This is a genomic window from Borrelia sp. P9F1, from assembly GCF_030436115.1.
Taxonomy (GTDB): domain Bacteria; phylum Spirochaetota; class Spirochaetia; order Borreliales; family Borreliaceae; genus Borrelia.
In genome coordinates, this window is record NZ_CP129407.1 from 25890 (window position 1) to 45089 (window position 19200).

20 protein-coding genes are annotated in these 19200 nt (G+C 32.5%); 5 read left to right on the top strand and 15 right to left on the bottom strand.

The window, feature by feature from the left end:
• Positions 1–22: 22 nt before the first annotated feature.
• Both QYZ68_RS00135 and QYZ68_RS00140 read right to left on the bottom strand, forming a co-directional pair.
• Positions 23–754, bottom strand: coding sequence for a YebC/PmpR family DNA-binding transcriptional regulator (locus tag QYZ68_RS00135; RefSeq protein ID WP_301383459.1), 732 nt, complete (start codon positions 752–754; stop codon positions 23–25).
• Complete coding sequence (locus QYZ68_RS00140; RefSeq protein WP_301383461.1) at positions 755–1660, bottom strand: bifunctional 5,10-methylenetetrahydrofolate dehydrogenase/5,10-methenyltetrahydrofolate cyclohydrolase; 906 nt, start codon at positions 1658–1660, stop codon at positions 755–757.
• A gap of 171 nt (positions 1661–1831) precedes the next feature.
• Between QYZ68_RS00140 and QYZ68_RS00145 the strand changes: the two genes are divergently transcribed.
• Together QYZ68_RS00145 and QYZ68_RS00150 are read left to right on the top strand one after the other, a co-directional pair.
• Positions 1832–2467 (top strand): BB0027 family outer member beta-barrel protein, encoded by a 636-nt coding sequence (locus QYZ68_RS00145; protein ID WP_301384365.1) that lies wholly within the window; start codon positions 1832–1834, stop codon positions 2465–2467.
• 8 nt (positions 2468–2475) lie between these two features.
• Positions 2476–3504, top strand: coding sequence for a hypothetical protein (locus QYZ68_RS00150; protein WP_301383463.1), 1029 nt, complete (start codon positions 2476–2478; stop codon positions 3502–3504).
• On the opposite strand, the gene QYZ68_RS00155 is transcribed toward QYZ68_RS00150, so the two are convergent.
• Genes QYZ68_RS00155 through lepB (QYZ68_RS00165) form a run of 3 tightly spaced genes read right to left on the bottom strand, consistent with a single transcriptional unit; the run spans position 3490 to position 5531 of the window.
• Complete coding sequence (locus QYZ68_RS00155) at positions 3490–3924, bottom strand: DUF188 domain-containing protein (protein ID WP_301384366.1); 435 nt, start codon at positions 3922–3924, stop codon at positions 3490–3492. The genes QYZ68_RS00150 and QYZ68_RS00155 overlap by 15 nt on opposite strands.
• Positions 3914–4549 (bottom strand): signal peptidase I, encoded by a 636-nt coding sequence (gene lepB / locus QYZ68_RS00160; RefSeq protein WP_301383465.1) that lies wholly within the window; start codon positions 4547–4549, stop codon positions 3914–3916. The genes QYZ68_RS00155 and lepB (QYZ68_RS00160) overlap by 11 nt, the downstream gene beginning before the upstream one ends.
• Position 4550: 1 nt before the next feature.
• Positions 4551–5531, bottom strand: coding sequence for a signal peptidase I (gene lepB / locus QYZ68_RS00165; protein WP_301384368.1), 981 nt, complete (start codon positions 5529–5531; stop codon positions 4551–4553).
• A 124-nt stretch (positions 5532–5655) separates the two neighbouring features.
• Here lepB (QYZ68_RS00165) and QYZ68_RS00170 point away from each other — a divergent pair, with 124 nt between their 5' ends.
• Both QYZ68_RS00170 and smpB read left to right on the top strand, forming a co-directional pair.
• Complete coding sequence (locus QYZ68_RS00170) at positions 5656–7119, top strand: PEGA domain-containing protein (protein WP_301383467.1); 1464 nt, start codon at positions 5656–5658, stop codon at positions 7117–7119.
• A gap of 2 nt (positions 7120–7121) precedes the next feature.
• Positions 7122–7571: an SsrA-binding protein SmpB gene (gene smpB / locus QYZ68_RS00175; RefSeq protein WP_301383469.1), complete on the top strand. Its 450-nt coding sequence runs from the start codon at positions 7122–7124 to the stop codon at positions 7569–7571.
• 71 nt (positions 7572–7642) lie between these two features.
• Here smpB and QYZ68_RS00180 read toward each other — a convergent pair whose 3' ends face one another.
• From QYZ68_RS00180 to QYZ68_RS00205, 6 genes are all read right to left on the bottom strand, one after another.
• Complete coding sequence (locus tag QYZ68_RS00180; RefSeq protein WP_301383471.1) at positions 7643–8176, bottom strand: P13 family porin; 534 nt, start codon at positions 8174–8176, stop codon at positions 7643–7645.
• A 110-nt stretch (positions 8177–8286) separates the two neighbouring features.
• Positions 8287–10170: a DNA topoisomerase IV subunit A gene (locus QYZ68_RS00185; RefSeq protein WP_301383473.1), complete on the bottom strand. Its 1884-nt coding sequence runs from the start codon at positions 10168–10170 to the stop codon at positions 8287–8289.
• Positions 10170–11966 carry a DNA topoisomerase IV subunit B gene (locus QYZ68_RS00190; protein WP_301383474.1) on the bottom strand — a complete coding sequence of 599 codons (1797 nt, stop codon included), beginning with the start codon at positions 11964–11966 and terminating at the stop codon, positions 10170–10172. The genes QYZ68_RS00185 and QYZ68_RS00190 overlap by 1 nt, the downstream gene beginning before the upstream one ends.
• Entirely contained in the window at positions 11953–12732 is a 780-nt protein-coding gene (locus QYZ68_RS00195; RefSeq protein WP_301384370.1) for a lysophospholipid acyltransferase family protein, read from the bottom strand. The genes QYZ68_RS00190 and QYZ68_RS00195 overlap by 14 nt, the downstream gene beginning before the upstream one ends.
• 5 nt (positions 12733–12737) lie before the next feature.
• Positions 12738–14189, bottom strand: coding sequence for a pallilysin-related adhesin (locus QYZ68_RS00200; RefSeq protein ID WP_301383476.1), 1452 nt, complete (start codon positions 14187–14189; stop codon positions 12738–12740).
• A gap of 44 nt (positions 14190–14233) precedes the next feature.
• Positions 14234–15739, bottom strand: coding sequence for a peptidylprolyl isomerase (locus tag QYZ68_RS00205; protein WP_301383478.1), 1506 nt, complete (start codon positions 15737–15739; stop codon positions 14234–14236).
• A gap of 168 nt (positions 15740–15907) precedes the next feature.
• Here QYZ68_RS00205 and QYZ68_RS00210 point away from each other — a divergent pair, with 168 nt between their 5' ends.
• Positions 15908–16750 (top strand): CheR family methyltransferase, encoded by an 843-nt coding sequence (locus tag QYZ68_RS00210; protein WP_301383479.1) that lies wholly within the window; start codon positions 15908–15910, stop codon positions 16748–16750.
• Between the two features lie 12 nt (positions 16751–16762).
• On the opposite strand, the gene QYZ68_RS00215 is transcribed toward QYZ68_RS00210, so the two are convergent.
• From QYZ68_RS00215 to QYZ68_RS00230, 4 genes are read right to left on the bottom strand one after another with little or no spacing between them, the layout of a single operon-like run.
• Entirely contained in the window at positions 16763–17095 is a 333-nt protein-coding gene (locus QYZ68_RS00215; RefSeq protein ID WP_301383481.1) for a PTS lactose/cellobiose transporter subunit IIA, read from the bottom strand.
• 10 nt (positions 17096–17105) lie between these two features.
• On the bottom strand, positions 17106–17777 hold the full coding sequence (gene phoU / locus QYZ68_RS00220; RefSeq protein WP_301383483.1) for a phosphate signaling complex protein PhoU: 672 nt from the start codon (positions 17775–17777) through the stop codon (positions 17106–17108).
• An 11-nt stretch (positions 17778–17788) separates the two neighbouring features.
• The gene (locus QYZ68_RS00225; protein ID WP_476390612.1) at positions 17789–18802 is read right to left on the bottom strand and encodes a tetratricopeptide repeat protein; all 1014 of its coding nucleotides are present in this window, start codon (positions 18800–18802) and stop codon (positions 17789–17791) included.
• 2 nt (positions 18803–18804) lie between these two features.
• Positions 18805–19185 (bottom strand): hypothetical protein, encoded by a 381-nt coding sequence (locus QYZ68_RS00230; RefSeq protein ID WP_301383485.1) that lies wholly within the window; start codon positions 19183–19185, stop codon positions 18805–18807.
• Positions 19186–19200 lie beyond the last annotated feature (15 nt).

Consider the following 19200-nt stretch of genomic DNA (forward strand, 5'->3'; position numbering starts at 1 on the left):
GAATTTAAAAATTAAGATGCAATTATTCGATGTTATCAAAAACTTCCAAATTATGAACAACTTCCTGAACATCATCAAAATCTTCTAATTTTTCAACAAGAACAAAAATTTTATCCATTTGATCTTTGTCCAAAGAAACTTTATTCTCAGGGATAAAGACAATCTCTGCCATTTCTTCCTCAAACTTAGTTTTCAAAATAGATAAAACTGTCTCAAAATTATCATCACTTGTTATTACCTCTAGTTCAGATCCTTCACTCGAAATATCTTCTGCACCTGCATCTAAAGCAAGCTCCATTATCTCATCTTCAGAATATTTATCTAGGCTATAAGATATTAAACCTTTCCGGTGAAACATATAAGATACAGAACCAGGAGCCCCAAGAGAACCACCTCCCTTTGCAAGAACGCTCCTTACATCACTTGCCGTTCTATTTTTATTATCGGTTAGACACATAATCATTAAAGCAACACCATGAGGAGCATAAGCTTCATAGGTAAGTTCAATATATTCAGCACCTACATTATCTCCAATGCCTTTTTTGATTGCTTTTTCAATATTATCTTTAGGCATATTAGATACTCTTGCCTTATTAATAGCAACTCTTAATCTAGGATTAGAGTCAACCTCACCTCCGCCCATCTTGGCCGCAATACTTATCTCCCTAATCAATTTAGTAAAGATTTTATTTCTCCTAGCATCAAGCGCACCTTTTTTCCTCTTTATAGTCGACCATTTGCTATGACCAGACATCTAAACCTCCACCAACTTTTTTAATTTTTCCAAAACATCAAACTTACTATGTCTAACCAAATGTGATTTAATAGTATTAAACATTAACATAAGAACCGTAACAGGACCAATACCACCCCTTACAGGAGTAATAAATTTAACATGCCCCTTAATTGCTTCAAAATCTGCATCTCCAGTTAAAACATTTCCACCATCAATTTCCAATTCAGAAATACCAATATCTATAACATAAGGATTACCAGATATCATATTTGGACCAATTAATCTAGGCTTACCAACAGCAGAAATAATAATATCTGCTTGCCTCACATAAACATCCAAATAAGTACTCTTACTATGGCATGTAATTACAGTGGCATTATAAGGCTTGCAAGAAAGCAAAATGGAAATAGGCCTCCCAACAAGAGCGCTCCTTCCAATCACAACAACAGTCCTACCAGAAGTTTCTATCCCATTATCAAACAAAACTTTAAGCACAGCAAGGGCCGTGCAAGGAATAAATCCTTTCCTGTCACCCAAAACCAATTTGCCTAAATTAATAGCGGAAAGCCCATCTACATCCTTTGTATGAACTATCTTGTTTAAAACCTTGTTTACATTTATTTCACCCAAAAGAGGCAACTGAACAATGATTCCATCGGTATCTTCATTCAAATTTTCAGCCTCAATTAATTTCAAAATATTCTCTTGCTCTGCATTACTAGCTAACTTAGTAACACAAAAATTAATGCCAATCTCTTTTGATACTCTTTCTTTAATAGACACATAAAGCCTACTTGCAGGTTTATCATTTGCCAAAATAACTCTCAAGGAGATCCTATTTACTAGTTCATATTCTGCTAAAAATTTTTTCAATAGCGAGTAGTACTTTTCCGCAAAAAGTTTACCATCAAAAACACTGGTCAAATCAGAACCCCCTATTAATTTAGTCAAATATCACACGCCATACCTATTATTGTAAATATAAACAAGATATTGTAAATGTAAATAAAATCAATTTGAAAAATAGTTATTTGTAATAAAACATCTTTTTAAATATAATGGTTGTAGCTAGTGATTTTTGAAGAATGGGGAATAATGGAAAGAAATCTTTTAGTTTGCTTAGTCTGGCTGTTATTGTTGGGCTCGAATGTACCGAGGGTCGAAGCTTATTCAGTTGATAGGAATGGAAATTCTGTTATTGGGGTGGATGTGAGTCTGGGATTGCCTCTTTTTTATAATGATTTGCTGAAGATCTATCCTTCGAATTTGTACCCCGGAGGAATTGGAGCTCTTAAATATCAATACCATATTTTGAGTAGCTTATCTGTGGGGCTTGAGCTTAGGTACTTGTTTAATTTTGACATCAATCAAACGTTTAACTTACTTAATCCGGACTCTGGTATAGGCAAAACACTTGGCATGGTTCCTATTACGTTTTTAATAAATTATGTCTTTGACATTGGAGAACTTTTTCAAGTCCCCATATTTTCAAATATAGGGTTTTCCCTAAACTCTTACGGAGACAAAAGTGATAACATCTCTAACTTAAGAACCTTTGATGCAATGCCTGTAATGTCAGTTGGCTGTGGCGTTCTGTGGAACTTTAACCACAAGTGGTCTCTAGGCTTTACAACCTCATGGTGGTCGATGTTTGAAGTTGGGAGAACCGCTAAAATAGGTCACTTTTTACTAGTTTCTCTTTCAGTGGCAGTGAATGTAAATAAATTGTAGGATTGAATATGGACGGTAAAAATTTTAAAAAATTCATTTTGATAGTATTGATATCGCTCATTAACTCTTGTTCAAGTGAATCTATTTTTTCTCAACTTGGTAAGTTACAAAAAATAAGCAGTGATAATAGTACGCTAGACAGTTCAAGTCCGAGTGGTGTTTCGCTAGTGAATAGTACTTTATATATTGCAGCCATGCACTTATTTAAAAAAGAAAATGGAAATATTGAAAAAGTAAGTTTTAGTGATTCTTATGAATTTGTAATTGATCTCGTTAATATTTCAGGTAAAACATATCTGTTAGCGCAAAGCAAGGAAGGTAGGCTGGAGCTCTATCTCCTTGAAAATGACAACTGGAAGCTTATCTTTCAAAAAAATTTGAATGCAATTAAATTCTTAAAATCTATAGACACAACTGGAGTCAAATCAGCTTATATCCTAGCATCGAAAGAAAATGGGAGTCAAATTATTCTAGACATTAACGGAGATAACAAAACCCCTGCAGATACATATAAGGACGACAAATTTTATCAAATATCAAACAAACACCAGTCAATCACAGGAAGATTTGCAAAAATTTGGAAACTCGACGGCAGTAGTCCTACACATGTTAATTCAACAAATGAAATAATGCCTATAGTGGATACAAATATCCGTGGTTTTGATGAAACCTTGGTAATGACTGGCGGTGGTTATGATACATCAGACAATAAACTTAAAGTGTACTCAAGTGTAAATAATTATCAAGAGCCAGTATTTAAGCGAGAAGACATAGTGGACTTTGTTGCGTATTTTGCAAGAGAAGTTAATGGAACAATACTTATTGGTAGTAATAATGGATTTGTCGAACTTGTCAAAGATGGGAACACATTTGTCCTGCAATCACCTTCCCAATCCGTGTCACAAGGTTCTTACAATGCCTCACAACTAAGTAAGACAAGGCTCAATAACATTATACCCTTGAATGGAAAAATTTACATACTGACTCAGGGAAAGGGATTATGGAAAATTGAGAACAACGAATTAACTAAAGAATAAACGGTGAAAATTTGTTGTAAAATTTGAATACTTGGCCTTGCTAGACTCATGATTAAAGTATTTCTTTACTTTAACGAAACTCAAGTTATTGTTCATGTTGGATCTGAAATGTAGATAGTCTATGTTGTCTGTATTGAAAATGCAACCTTCATCATTGATAACTCTAATTTCTAAGTCAAGTAAATGCTTAGCAAGCAATATGTCTCTTGTAACTACAATACTGCATTTGTCAACCAGTTCCAAAATGCAAGAATCGACATCCTCTACAACCTTAAAATCGACATTTTTGGTTCCTTTTAAATTTAAAGATTTATTTGAAACTAAAACAAGTTCTACACTTCTTTTAAAGACAAAACTTTGCAAAAAGCTTATCGCTCTTGGATTACAAGAATCAGCATCAACGAAAATTTTATCTAGCAATCTCATAATCCATCATCTTTAATACTAAAAAAGATTCTATTTTGTCCTTCTTAACGGGGCCAAACACTCTAGAGTCATTCAAAATTTTTAAATTTTCATTCAAGAGAAAAAATTCATTCTTCTTTAAAGTAAAGCATTTAATGGGCTCATTAGATTTAAAAAAATCATTCAATTTATAATTACCCATTAAAGTGCCATTTAAATAAAAAGAACCCGAGCCTCCTCTATTAACCAATACATCAAAACCTTTAACATAAACTAAATCCCCATAAGTAGAAACTATTCTTGATATACCATACTTTTTTGTATGAAAAATTTTACTCAAACAAAGTAAATCTCTGAAAAAATCTAATACAACATTGCCCTCTAGAGCCAAATCTTCATAAAGCACAATGTCATTGATACTGAAAGGCACAAAAAAAGACCTAACATATTTTGAAACAAAAATTAAATTATGATTCTTTGTTATTAAAGGAAGCATCTCTTCACCTTGAAAATTAAAAACCTGCATAACAAATTTTGTAAAAACATAATTTAATATCAAAAAAAGCAAGATAAAATTAAACAAAATTTTCCTTCGCTTTTTCCTTAAAAGCCTTTGTTCAAAAGTCAGATATGCAGCCATTTTAAATAAAACCCATCCTGGAGAAAGGAAAATGCAAGAAAAAAGTTCTGCCGAGTATCTTATTTTTATTTATAACCCCAAAAAATCTACCATCATGAGAATTATCTCTATTATCTCCAATGGGCAACACATATCCGTAAGGCACATACAATCCATAATCCCTTACTATTGTTTTTTCCATATAGTAATCAACATATGGCATGAAAGCCACTAAATAACTATACTCTAATCTCTCAATTTCAAATCTATCAACAACTCTCACATTAAAAAACGAAAAATCGGGCATATTCTCCAGATTTAAACTTAGCTGCTTTAATGCAATAAACATAGCAAGATCATCATAAAACTTATAATCTTCTTCTTCTACAAGCTTCTTAGACGAGAAATTATATCCTAAAGAGGCTTTATACAATTTTTCTTCTATAAAATTCTCTTCTCCTTCCTTCTTAACAAACAACTTTCCATTTCGGAATCTTACAACTTTACCATCAGCAAACAACGCTCTTTTTACAAAAAACCTAACACTGGGATTTCCATCTTCATCTCTGTCAAGATCAATAAAAGAAAAAGTCAACATAAAAATTATTCTCTGAAAAATATCGAAAAAAATTCCTTTCGATTTATATTCTATATTTTCAAAAATAACAATATCTGTCTCTCCTGGTTCCCTAATTCCATTTATTTTGCCCATTCCAGGTAAAAATTCAGGACCATAAGAAAACTTGTCCACAAATAAAAAATCTCCTACCTTAAGAGTATCTTCCATGGATCCTGTTGGGATTCTAAATCCCTGAAAAAAATACTGATTTACCGCCAAAACAAAAACCACAGCCCCTAAAAACTCAAACAAAAAAGTTACCAGAAAACCTCGCTTCTTAGCCTTTAACTTACAAAAATATTTCTTTCTTTTTCTATAGGTTAGATACCTCTCAATGGAGCTCACCAAAAAGTGAGCCAACTTACCTAATTTTCCTGGATACATAAATTCTGACCTCAATAGTACAATATACATAAAATCAACATTTATTAAAATACTCAAAACAAGCATTTAAAGACAAAGCAACGTAACATTGACCTTATCTTCATACTCCCATATAATTACACATGTGATTCAGAAAGAAGACAAAGTTGATGATGAGGTTTTTAAAGTAAAGTTAAAACCAATATTGGGCATGGTGCCTGAGGTTTATGTTTTATTGATACTACTGGCCCTGCTTTTATCGCTGGTCTTTGTTTTTTTCATCAATCCCAAACTAAAGAACCCTGGAGCCTATCTAAGTGTAGAAGCTAATATTGACAATGCACATGTTTATCTAGATGAAAAATACCTTGGAAGAACTCCACTGAATAAATACACAAATGCCACCAGAGGAAACTTAGTAGTCAAAAGATTGGGATTTGATACTTATGAAAAACAAATTGAGATAAAAAATAGCTTTTTTACAAGCTACAAGTTTAATGTCAATTTAGAATTAAGAGATCCCGATGAAATTATTAGACAAAGACAAAGGGAACTCTCCGTTATGACAAAGCTCAAAAACACTAACGACAATGTACAACCAATACCCGTATTCTCACTGCTTTTAAATGATTTAAAAAGTAACCCGAATCACATTAAAAAATTCTTCAGAAATTCCATCCCTTATGTAAGTTCGAGTGCAATGTTTAAAGACTTCCTTTCAGCATACAGATCAGTTTACTTGGTAAGTGATAAAAGCAATGAAGAAATGTGGAAATCTTTACAACGAAACTTTAATCTAGAAGACAGGGCAGTTATTTGGTTTTTTGAAAATCTAGACAATGAACAACAAAGACTGGTATCTAATGAAGAGTGGTTTGTGGCAATAGTAGAAAAATTAAAAGATGAAAATAAAATACTGAAATCTGAAAATAAAAATATGGATTTAACTCTAAGGGGTTTTAAAAAGGTAGCTTCAGGCATTATTGAAAGTGCTCAGAGTTATAAATTAAATTCCCAAAACATTACAATCAAAACTACATATAGATTAAAAGAATTTTTAATGCAGAATCAAAATATTACTAAAGCTGAATACCAGCTGTTCTTAAACAAAAATCCTAGATGGTCATTCAACAATAAAGATAATTTAATAAAAGAAGAACTGGTAGATGAAAGATATCTAAAGAATTTTGAGCAGATGCCCTTTAATGAAGATATTACTAACATACCTTACAATGCAGCTCTAGAATATGCTAAATGGTATTCTTCAAATCTACCAAAGGGATTTATAGCAAGGCTACCTTTATCTCAAGAGTGGGAGCTGTATCAAAGAGAAGAGTCAAAATCAATCGATGGTCTAAATGTCAATGAGATATCTAAAAAAGTTGGATTTTGGAATCTAATGCAAAACTCAAGCTTTAATGATATCTTGCTATTCAAAGATGAGAATCAAAATAACATATATTCTACACACTTTGATTCACTAATAACCGAAGTTAGAACATACAATTACAATGACAACTCAGTACTTAGGCCTTCGACTAAGGCTTCTTTCTTTAAAAATTGGAGTTCACCAAATATTGGATTTAGGTTAATTATTGAAAAGGAGTAGAGGTGTCCTTATTGTTGCTTGAAAATAAAAAAGCAAGATTCAATTACTTCGTTGAAGATAAAATAATCTGTGGTATTGTTTTAAGGGGAACTGAGGTCAAGTCTATTAAACTTAAGAAATTTTCATTTAATGACAGTTTTGCCAATATTAGGAAAGACGAAATATGGCTTGAAAATTTGCATATATCTAAGTATAAAGAGGGGAATATATTCAATCATGAAGAGATAAGAAGTAGAAAACTACTTCTTAAAAAGAAAGAAATACAAAAACTAAAAAAATTCAAAAAAAAAGAAGGATATACCTTGGTTCCCATTGCAATTTATCTAAAACACTCATTAATCAAAATAGAACTAGGTGTGTGCAAAGGCAAAAAACTATTCGACAAGAGAGAAGTTTTAAAACAGAAAAGCATCAAAAAAGATCTAAGCCGAGAAATTAAACAATACAGGTAATTGGAAACCAACGAAAACAATAGACTAGAGTAGCTTGAAAACCACTCTAATCTCTAATCCAACTAAATAAACTAATAACTTTTTGTGAAAGAAACCCCAAGCCCAAGCATGTTACTTTCGCTCATAGCAACGCCAAGACTGGGCTGAAACCCTCCTAAAGCGGCTACTAAGTTTTGCTTGAGCTTTGCATTGTAACTAGAAGCATGTGTGAAGGGAAGAATAATTTCAACAAGCCTTGTTATAGCCAAAGTAACCCCCCCCAATGCTATTAAAGAAATCCCAAGCACTGGCCACTCTTTTTCACTCCCTTCCTCAAGCTTACTTACACCACCAACAGAATACACACCATAAGCCAACAACCCAGCACCAAGAGCATCAAATCCTAAAATAGACAAACCACCAAGAATATCTCCCTGAGCAAAAGACCCTATCCCAAAACCCAAAAATAGATTTAAAAAAAACGGAATCAAAGGATCCTTCTTAGATGTTTCATAAACTAACAACTTACTCACCGAGTCACCACCAGCCGCCTTCTCATCCCCAGTCTGAGCAAAACCAGCAAAAGTACAAAAAGAAAATAAAACCAAGATCAACATTCTCGTCATCAAATAACCTCCTTCATGGTGCTATAAATATACTATATTACCGATACACTATCAACAGCACAAAACAAATCTGTTAACAAGGCTGTGGTAACAAAAAGATGTGAAAATGACTACCTAAACTTAACCTTTTTAAGCTTGCTGCTTGAAATTTTCTTACCTACAGAAGTCCTTGATTTAATCACGAACTCACCAATACTGATCGCTTTAACAACGCCTTCACTAGTGGAAAACTCTACAAATTCTGGACTTAAAGCAAAATCTACAAATTCATCCCCATCATCTAAAAATTTGTAAATCTTATCCGTAATAAACTTGTCTATCCTAAACCTCTTAACATAATGAAGGCTTTCAGACTTATTAAGATAAATAATAGAAAATACTTGCTCTTTCGAATTATTTATATCATAAACTAAAGCACTTATATTATTCTTATCGATAAAAGCTTTATCCTCAATATTCTTTACAACATAAGACTTTTTCTTAAATATTAGTATTTTGTCATAGTGGCTAGCATGACCAATAAATTCGCCATCAATAAGACTAGTCCCAACAAAACCAGCTTTTAAATTTACATAAACCTTCATATTCTTAGTAGCTATTTCCCTAGCATTTTTTGACTGAATAAGAGATATTTCCGTCTTCCTTTTATAAAGCTTAGAATACTTTGCAAGAAGCCTATCAATAAAATCTATTGAATACCCCCTAATCGATCTAATGTTACTTTCCACGCTTCTTAATTCCTTGCCAAGAAGTTTAATATCCTTATTATTTTTATCGATATCAAAGATACTTATCTTCCGAATAGGAATTTTAAGTATATTTTCAATATCACCCAAAACAATATCTCTATGGAAATTATCTCTATATTCTAAAATATTATCTAAAACAATGCCTACAACCTCAGTTTCTTTTGAAATAGTCTCAAGTACCTTATAAATTTTCTTCTCAATAAACAATTGCTCCAGGGTTTTATAAAAAATTTTTTCAAGTATTTTATCTCTATGTAATTCAAGTTCCATCTTTAAAACTTTTTGCAAATGCTCCGCATGAAATTTGATAATATCTGCAATGGTATAAGTAACAGGATACCTATCACTTAACAAAAGCAAATTCACAGAAATAGATATTTGACAATTCGTATAATGATATAGTTTTTCAATAACTTCATTAGCGTACACTCCCCTTGGAAGAGTTAACTCAATCTCTACATGCTCTGTGGTAAAATCATTAATGCTTGTCACTTTGATATAATTCTTTCGGATAGCTTTTTCAATCGAAGATATTATGCTCTCAGTAGTCTCACCGAATGGTAATTCCTTTATTAAAATGGTTCTATTATCATCTGTAGCCTCAATTTTAGCACGCACCAAAACTTTCCCATTCCCATCCGCATACTCATTAACATCAACTATTCCTCCTGTAGGAAAATCTGGATAAAGCTCATAAGACTCTCCAAGTAATTCACTTTTTACAGCATTCAAAATCTCATTAAAGTTATGTGGTAAAATTTTTGCGGCCATACCAACTGCAATTCCCTCACTTCCCTGAATAAGTACTACCGGTATTTTTGCAGGAAAAATCAAGGGTTCGTCATTACGGCCATCATAAGAAGGCTCATAAGATGTTATCTCCTTGCTATAAAGCACATCAAACGCTAAGGGAGTTAATCGACACTCAATATAGCGCGATGCAGATGCGGAATCACCGGTCAAAAGGTTGCCAAAATTTCCTTGCTTCTCAATAAATAAATCCTTATTCGCCATATTAACGAGTGCTTCATAAATGGAAGCATCTCCGTGTGGATGATACTTCATTGTATTTCCAACAACATTTGCAACCTTATGGAAATTACTATCATGCATCTCAAAAAGAGAATGTATAATTCTCCTCTGAACAGGCTTAAATCCGTCAATAACACTTGCAATCGCGCGATCCTTAATAACATAAGATGAATATTGCAAAAAATTATCTCTAAGTAGTGTTTTAATATCCATTAAATTAAATTCTCCATAATAAAGCGACGCCTCTCAGGAGTATTTTGTCCCATATAAAACCCCAACTTTTCTTTTATATCTCTAATATTGAAAAGATCAACCTTTGTAAGCTTAATATTAGCAATATCGATAAAGCCCCTAAACTCACTTGGAGAAATCTCTCCAAGTCCCTTAAACCTTGTCACTTCAGGATTATTAACCTCAAGCATAGCCTTCTGCTTCTCTTCCTCAGAGTAACAATAAATAGTAGTTTTTTTATTCCTTACCCTGAAAAGTGGGGTTTCTAATATATACATATGCCCATTTAAAACCAAATCTTCAAAATAAGTTAAGAAAAATGTTAAAAGTAAATTCCTAATATGAAACCCATCAAAATCAGCATCCGTAGCGATCACCACCTTGTTATATCTTAAATTTTCAATCGATTCTTCAATACCAAGAGCAACCATCATATTGTAAAGTTCCTCATTTTTGTATATCTCAGACTTACTCTTCTCAAACATGTTTTGAGGCTTACCCCTAAGAGAAAATATAGCCTGCGTGTACACATCCCTGCAAGACACCATTGAACCTGTTGCAGAATCCCCTTCTGTTAGGAATATCATAGTAACCTCAGATTGAATACCTTTTTCATTAAAATGAAATTTACAATCTTTAAGCTTAGGTATCTTAAAAGATATCTTCTTTGCTCTCTCCTTCGCTTCCTTCCTTACACTACTTAATTCTTTCCTAAGGCGCTCATTATCAACCACCTTACTCTCAATTGCCTTTGCCAGGGTCTTATTCTTATAAAGAATCTCTGAAATTATCCTCTGCACTTCTTTAGCGACATTACCTCTAGTTTCAATATTGCCAAGTTTATTTTTAGTCTGACTTTCAAATATTGGGTCTTTTATCTTAACAGAAAGGGTGGCCACAAGCCCTTCTCTAATATCAGTAGATGAATATGTCTTCTTAAGAAAATCATTAATAGCCCTAGCAAAGCCTTCTCTAAACCCTGTCTGGTGTGTCCCTCCATCACTAGTATACTGACCATTTACAAATGAGAAATATGTCTCTCCATAATTACTTGTATGAGAAAAGGCAAATTCTAAAGTCTTATTCGAATAATAAACAAAATCATAAAGTAGATCTTCATTTTTAATCTCAGAGTTTATAAAATCTAAAAGCCCCTTCTTAGACTCAAAAATTTGATCATTATAATTAATTTTAAGACCCTTATTTAAACAGGCATAATGAAAAAACCTTCTATTTAAAAAATCCTCACTATACCTATATTTGCCAAAAATTTCTGTATCTGCTAAAAATTCAACATAAGTGCCATTCCTCTCATCAGAATTACCCTCTGAAGTCTTCATCAAACTTCCCTTAGAAAAAAGAGCCTCAAAGAATTTACCATCCCTTATTGATCTTACTAAAAATCTTGAACTTAAAGCGTTAACAGCTTTAGTTCCAACCCCATTAAGCCCCACAGAAAATTGAAACACATCATCATTATACTTAGCGCCAGTATTGATAACAGAAACACTCTCTACAACTTTTCCAAGAGGAATACCTCGCCCATAATCCCTGACTCCAATAATATTATTTTCTTTTCTTATAAAGATTTCCTTACCATAACCCATAATAAATTCATCAATGGAATTGTCAATTATTTCTTTAATTAAAACATAAATACCATCATCAACATTAGAACCATCCCCAAGCCTCCCTATGTACATCCCAGACCGCAATCTAATATGCTCAAGAGAAGAAAGGGTAATAATTTTGCTCTCATCGTAACTATTTGTTTTCATCTAAATCCCTATTAATGCCATACTGCACCCTCATTTCTTTCAATTTTTTAACTATCTTATCCCTAACAATAACATGAAGATTCTCTTTCTCATCGTCTTTTAACTCAAAAACATCTATTGGAGAATGAACATGAACATACACAGATAATCCTGAATTAAATATAAAATTTTTAATAAAAACCTTATGCGTATTAAGCAGGGTAACGGGTATGATGGAAGAATTTGTCCTTAAGGCTAAACTCATAGCACCTCTCTTAAATTTTCCCACCTCACCGCCCCTACTCCTAGTCCCTTCAGGAAAAATTCCAATAAATCTCCCCTCTTTAATAACTTTAATAGCCATCCTCTGGGCATTGGCAGAAGACTTGATACTATTCCTCTGCACAGGAATGGCCCCTATGGAAATCAAAATCAGATTAAGAAAAGGAATACCAAAAAGTGACTTCTTAGCAACCACTACAAAGGGTTGCATAAATACGTAAATTAAAAAAATTGCATCCATCGCAGCAACATGATTTCCCATAATCACCGCACCACCGCCCCTGTCAGACAAACAACTATCATTGTCTCTCGTCACAACGACCTTAATATCAGAAAGCCACAAGATAATATTAATTCCAAGCTTCATTAACAAAAAACTAAGTTTTACAAAATAATTCTCAAATTTAAAAACTCTAAAAACTAAATACACCGGAAACAACGCAGTAAAAACGAAAAAAAAGAAAAGGACATTGACATAAGTAAGCACATTCCTTAATATTCTCATAAGACTCAATCTAATTTTTCTATCCTCTCAAGCTTTAACCTATGTCCCTTAAGCAAGCCTACTTCATCTTTCAAAATTTTAACAGGATTAAGAATAATCGTAGAAAATTTTTGCTTCTCAACTACTCTTTCGTTATATTCAACAATAAAAGATTCTTTCGTCCTAACATCACCCATTCTGACCTCATACTCAAGAACTAAATTATTCTTTAAACTAAAAACATTAAAAATTCCATAATAAACATTATCTTCAATAACATAAGTAAGATTAGGATAAGAAAAATCATAAATAATATCCTTATACACATAATTGCCATTTGGAATAAAAAGATCCTCTTTATCCTTATTCGCTCCCAAAATAGAGTGATCAAATCTTTTAAAAACACCTGAAAACCCATACTTATCATAAGCATCTGTACCAGTATCAACCTTTACCTCAATACTATCACCATCAATGATTTTTATCCAAAAATTGTAAACTATTAAGTCTGAAAAAACAGACTTCGTACTGATATTAAGAGTATTATAAGCCGGTTTTGATATGTATTCAACATTTGCTATTTCTTGATAATTCTTCTTAAAAATACTAATCTCATTGGAACGTCTGTTAAATAACAAAAACAGAGCATCATCAAGACTTGACCTCTCCAACGTTTGATATGTACTTTCATACCAAACACCATATAAAAATTTATAAACCCCCTCCTTAGTCAAATCTTTTAAGGTTTTATACACACGACTGTCCATTCGTCTAATGTTTTCGCTAGCGGATAAAGGATAATACCTTCTATGAGAGTGAGAATACTTATACATTTCAACTCGGCTAACTATTATATCCTCACCCTGTTTATTGTATTTTTCCAAAGAAATAGAATAACTTTCTCTAGACTGCTTATCATCGTAAGCTGAGGATCTATCATACTTATTGATAATAATGCTTCCATTCACCTTATTAAAAAATATAGGTCTGTATGATGAGACATCATTAGCAACCGCCTTCTGAAAAACATATAAAACAGTCTCTTCATTTAAAAATCCCTGCACAACTATATCAAAATCATAATCACCAGTAATATCCTCAAGATACATATTATAAGATTTCCCAGAATCAATATCTACCTGCTCTTTGAAAAGAACTATGGCCTCATGTGTTTTCGGATCAAATCCAATAATAAACAGATAAGATTTAAGGTCTGAAAAAGATTGTGCCAAAACCACTTGTTCAAAGTAAACATCTAAATTTAGATTTTCCTGTTGAACCGAAAGAATTTTATAACCCTTAAGATCAATCAGTGATCCAAAAACATCTTCCCCATTATTTCCATTCGAAACGCTCACATTAGAATGAGTTACTCCACCATTCCCCTTTACCTCTTTATTAAAAACGATAAAGCCCCCTTTGCCCTTAGCACAGGACAACAAAACAAACAAGAAAGGTAAAATTAACTTAAAACACATATTACATATTTTATCTGTAAACTCAATCCTACTAACTACTGGTTTCAATTAAAGTTCTGCAAAGCAAAAAATGCCTCACTAAAATTCTCTTCAAAGTTATTTTTATTTAACATAGAATCTATCACTAACCTGTTACTTGCCTGATAAAGATTATCAAAAATAACATCTTCTTTAACATGATTAGACTCAACAGAATAACCACCTCTTAAGTTTAAGGAAAACACATAAATCTTACGATCTGCCAAAAAAGGCTTAGACCAATGGTTTTCTTTTAAAGCAAAGATAATATCATAAAAATCTTTACTGTCTTTAAACCCCGATAATTCCTCTCCCAAAGTGCTAGGATAAACGCTCATATTGTAAGCAAGATTTACAATATCTTTTTTTAGTGCCAATTTATGGTTTCTAAGAGCTTTTTGCACCCCATCGGTACCCATCTCAACAACAACACCATCAAGCTTATTTTCAAGAAAAGTCTCAATAACGCTCGGTTCATAAGTTTCTACATAGTTTCTAACCACACTAACATCATGTTCCGATTTTTTATCAAAATCATGAACACTACCTAATATCTTATAGATCTCATATCCACTCCCATCCTTGCTTTTAATTGGCTTGGAAAACTCATTTACCTTCAAAGAAAAAACAGACCCCACGTCTTCCTTTCTCTCAAAAGCAAGCTCAAAATCAAAATAGTACTTCCTAGAAGAAATAACTCCCTTAAAATTGGCAATATTCTCAGAGTAAACTTTAGCAACTTCCTCAAAAGGCATATTCTTGGACAACTTTTCATAAGCATCATTTGCCTCTCCTAAATTTTTAAATCGAATGGACGCAACTTCAATACTTTTAAATAAATTCAAATCTCTTTCGGCATAGGAAATTAATTCATCTTGTGGAAAATCTTGATATGAAAGCACAATATATGAAATATTTCTCCTAACTTTAGCCATATCCCTAATCGCATTAGGAAGAGAATCTGCAAATATCAAGCTACTATTCAATAAAATCTGTATGTTAGAAGAGAGTAAATCCTCCACCATTTCACTCTGGATTTTAAACTTCTGGTAATCAGAAACCTTATCATACCTCTTAGGACTGAAATTACCAGTAGAATCCAGGTACACAGGAGAATTCATTAAATTCTTATTTAACATATCCTTTGAAACATAAAAGCTATTAGCTCTTGCTAAATCAAGAAAAGCAAGATCCTCCACGTGCTTCACAAAAGCAAAGTTCCAGATAGAGTACTCCATATCAGAATTACTTTTATTCTGCATGAATCTAGAATAGAGATTTGAGTAATGACTAACATATCTAGCAAATCTACTATCCTTTTCATAATAAATTGGTTGCCCCTTATAAGAACCAAATTTCAACCCAGATGAATCAGTACTCTCAACCAAAGCCGGAATCAAGGGCGCAATAATGAACCCAAACACAATCAGTATAAGCGCTAAAAGACCCCAAACACCAACCCTCTTATCATCAGAATCAAAAGAACCAACCTTAGACGCATCTACCTCTACCCGTTTCACTCTCTTGTGCATAAAACAACCTTCAAAATTTCAATAAAAATAACATTTTAAGTACTAAAATAGCATAATTAAAGCATTATTTCAATTGAAATATTTAAGATTAAGGGCTACCTTGTAGGTTGGAGGTAGGACGCTTGCTGGTTTGGTGCTCTTTGACAGTTCAACAATGCACAGGGAGTTATGAAAGATAACAGTTTTACTATTCATATAAGACCGAACGAGCTCGGTAGGCTCATAAAGATAGTTTACGATAATTTTGGGATTAACCTCAGTGAGAAGAAGAAGTTGTTGATTGAGAGTCGCCTTTCGTCAACGATTAAGGCAAAAAGTTTTGGCAGTTTCACGGAGTATATTGACTACTTAGAAAGTGGTGAAAGTCAATTGCCCTTAATAGAGTTGGTGGATAAAATATCAACAAATCATACTTATTTTTTCAGAGAGCCTAATCATTTCGAGCTCCTTGAAAGAGAGCTTTTGCCGAAAATGATTAATAGGATGGCAAGATCGGAAGAGAAAGAGGTTCGTATATGGTCAGCTGGTTGTTCAAGTGGGGAAGAGCCATACACGATTGCAATGATAATAAATGAGTACATAAACAGTAATAAAATTTATTTAAAGGCAAAAATCTTGGCAACCGATATTTCAGTTACCGTATTAAGAGAAGCTAGCCAAGGAATTTACCCAGGAGATCGCGTAAAAACCCTGCCTAAGCATTTAAAATTTAAATACTTAAATCAACTTAAGGGTGACAAATTTGAAGTCAAAGATATACTTAAGACAATGGTTCAATTTAAAAAATTAAATTTAATGGATGAGTATTTCCCATTCAGAAAGAAATTTGATTTAATTTTTTGCAGAAATGTAATGATTTATTTCGATGAAACAACTAGAGATCTGCTTGCTGAAAAATTTAGCAAACACCTAAAAGGTGACTGCTATCTACTTATCGGCCACTCGGAAACAATTAGAGGAAATAAAAACTTCGAGTATGTTATGCCAGCAACATATAAGAAAATAAATTAACACAAAGCACGCCTATTGACCCTGTATCTTTTTATTCAGATAAATAAGCTCTTCAATAAGATTCTTTTCACTCAATAGACCTATGATACAGTTTTGCATGTTAAACACAGTCAATGATAAATACACATTTTGTATAAATTTACCGTCACTCATAAATTCTGCCTGCAAAGCATTAATGTTGGTAATTAAAGTCTCAATTTCACTAAGTTCATATTCAACATCATCAAAATTTCCTCTCTTAACCTCCTTTAAAAGTTTGTAAAGTCTATGCCTTACACTGCTAGCCTTATCTAGAATCAACACAAACTTATCGCCAATATATCTATTCAACTCATCGCTTAACATACAGCTCCCTCTAGGTCAAATTTACTTTTTCCCCCACCTTCACAAAGTAAAGCAATTCACCTATTGTAGCAACATGGTCTCCAACTCTTTCTAGAAAGCTATTTAAAAACAAGATATTTAGAAGATAATCCAAATTTTCCGGATTATTTTTCATAGCATCAATTACAACTGTTTTTTGCTTAGAAAATAATTTATCTATAATGTTGTCGTACTTTACTATTTTAAGTATTTTAGTAAAGTCCCCATCAAAGTAAGCATCAAAAATATTTGAAAGCATATCCTTTGCTGTATCTGCCATTTCTCTTAGAGGTTTAAGATAAAGATTAGCAGTGCAAAAATCCGTCACATTAGATTCCAAGAGAAGCACAACCTTTACAATTTTAGTAGAATGGTCCGCAATACGCTCAAGGGAACTTATTATCTTAATAATCGCTAAAATTTCCCTAAGTTCAGTAGCCACAGGATGTTCTGTAGCAATAATTCTTCCACATAAATCCTCAATATCATACTGATAATCGTCTATTATTTTTTCATCCTCATTAATGATCTTTTTAGCCAAATTTTTGTCCCTAGATTCTAAAGCTATTAAAGAATTCTCTATTATTTTAAGAACACATTCTTTCATATCCCAAAGATAATCTTTTATCACTTCAAGTTGTTTAGTAAGTTTGCGTCTAATCATACCAAATCCTCCTAAAAAAACCTTTTTAAAAACAAATACCCTAACCTAGACATCTCATAATAATTACTAAAAGGATAATCATCAATAACCCTCTTATAGTAATCAAGTGCTTTCAAAAAATCTCTGTACTTACTCTCGGTTTCATATAGCCTACCCAATAAATAATTGTATCTGTCTGGAAAACTCGCACTTATGTATTTCGGGAAATACAGAGAACTCAAATTTAAAAAAAACTCATACTCACCACTCAGTAACAAAAATTCAAGAATATCGAGATAAACATCTTCACTAAAATCAATATTATTCTCTATTAAGAATCTAACATCCCTTAGTACATTTTCTACCTTATTTAACTTAATTCCAAGACTAATAAGATGCAAAAAAATCTGATTAAAGTGACTGTCTCTTAAACGTAAGTAATTTTCATAAGAATTTAAATAATCCCCATTCTTATAATAAAGATCAGCCTTTAGTAGGGTATACTCACTCTCACTAAAACTATAACTGTTAAGTAACTTAATTGCACCCTTATAATCATTAATGTAAGATAAATTTAAAGCTCTTCTGATAATCTCCCTAGAACTTAAACCAGCAATATTATTTTGTGGTTTAATGCCTTCATCATCCTGAATATCTCCACCCAGCTGCCTCCCTTCCAAATTGTCAGGGACTCTTTGATCAATTTTCAAAATTACATTTTTAGTAAATTCCCTAGAATCCCTTACATTTTGATAACTAAAAGTTAATACAACACTCCCAACTTTATTTGAAGTCTGAAAAGTGAAAGTAGCTCCGTCCTGATAAGATTCTCCTAAAAGTCTAATAAAAGAACCGTTATCAGGATTTTTAATATAAATCCAAGACTCATCCTTAAAAAAAAAATTAAATTTTGAATTAGTTCTTACTAAAAATTCTCTTTCTTCACTACTAAAATCAAGCTCATAAGCTCCATAACTACTCTCAGTAGCAAACAAGAACACTGCATTCACAACTAAGAATAAAACAACAAAACAACCCTTATTCACTTCTAATTTTCCAAAATTTTGTCGACTAATGTCTCATTTTGCTTTTCCAAATCAACATTAAATAAATTTTCAGGTTTTATCCAGAATTTCTTAAGAAGTTCCTCATTAATTGGCTGATGCTCAGTTAATCCATCTTCCAACTCGCTGCCAGGAAGATGGGGTCTGGGAAAGAAAAAATCATTCATGTTAAGACTAGAGTTTAAATCAAAATAAAAATCTTCCGCATTCATTAATTTTAACTTTTTATTTAAATCCTCTTCTGTGTTTCTGCGAGCAACTCTGATAATGTTATTAGAGTAAAAATAGGTAATGAAGGCCACAGCAATAGATAAAAATATTAAAATCAAAAAATATTTTTGAAAATAAAACTTCCTTCTTCTCATAAAATTCCCTCTGCT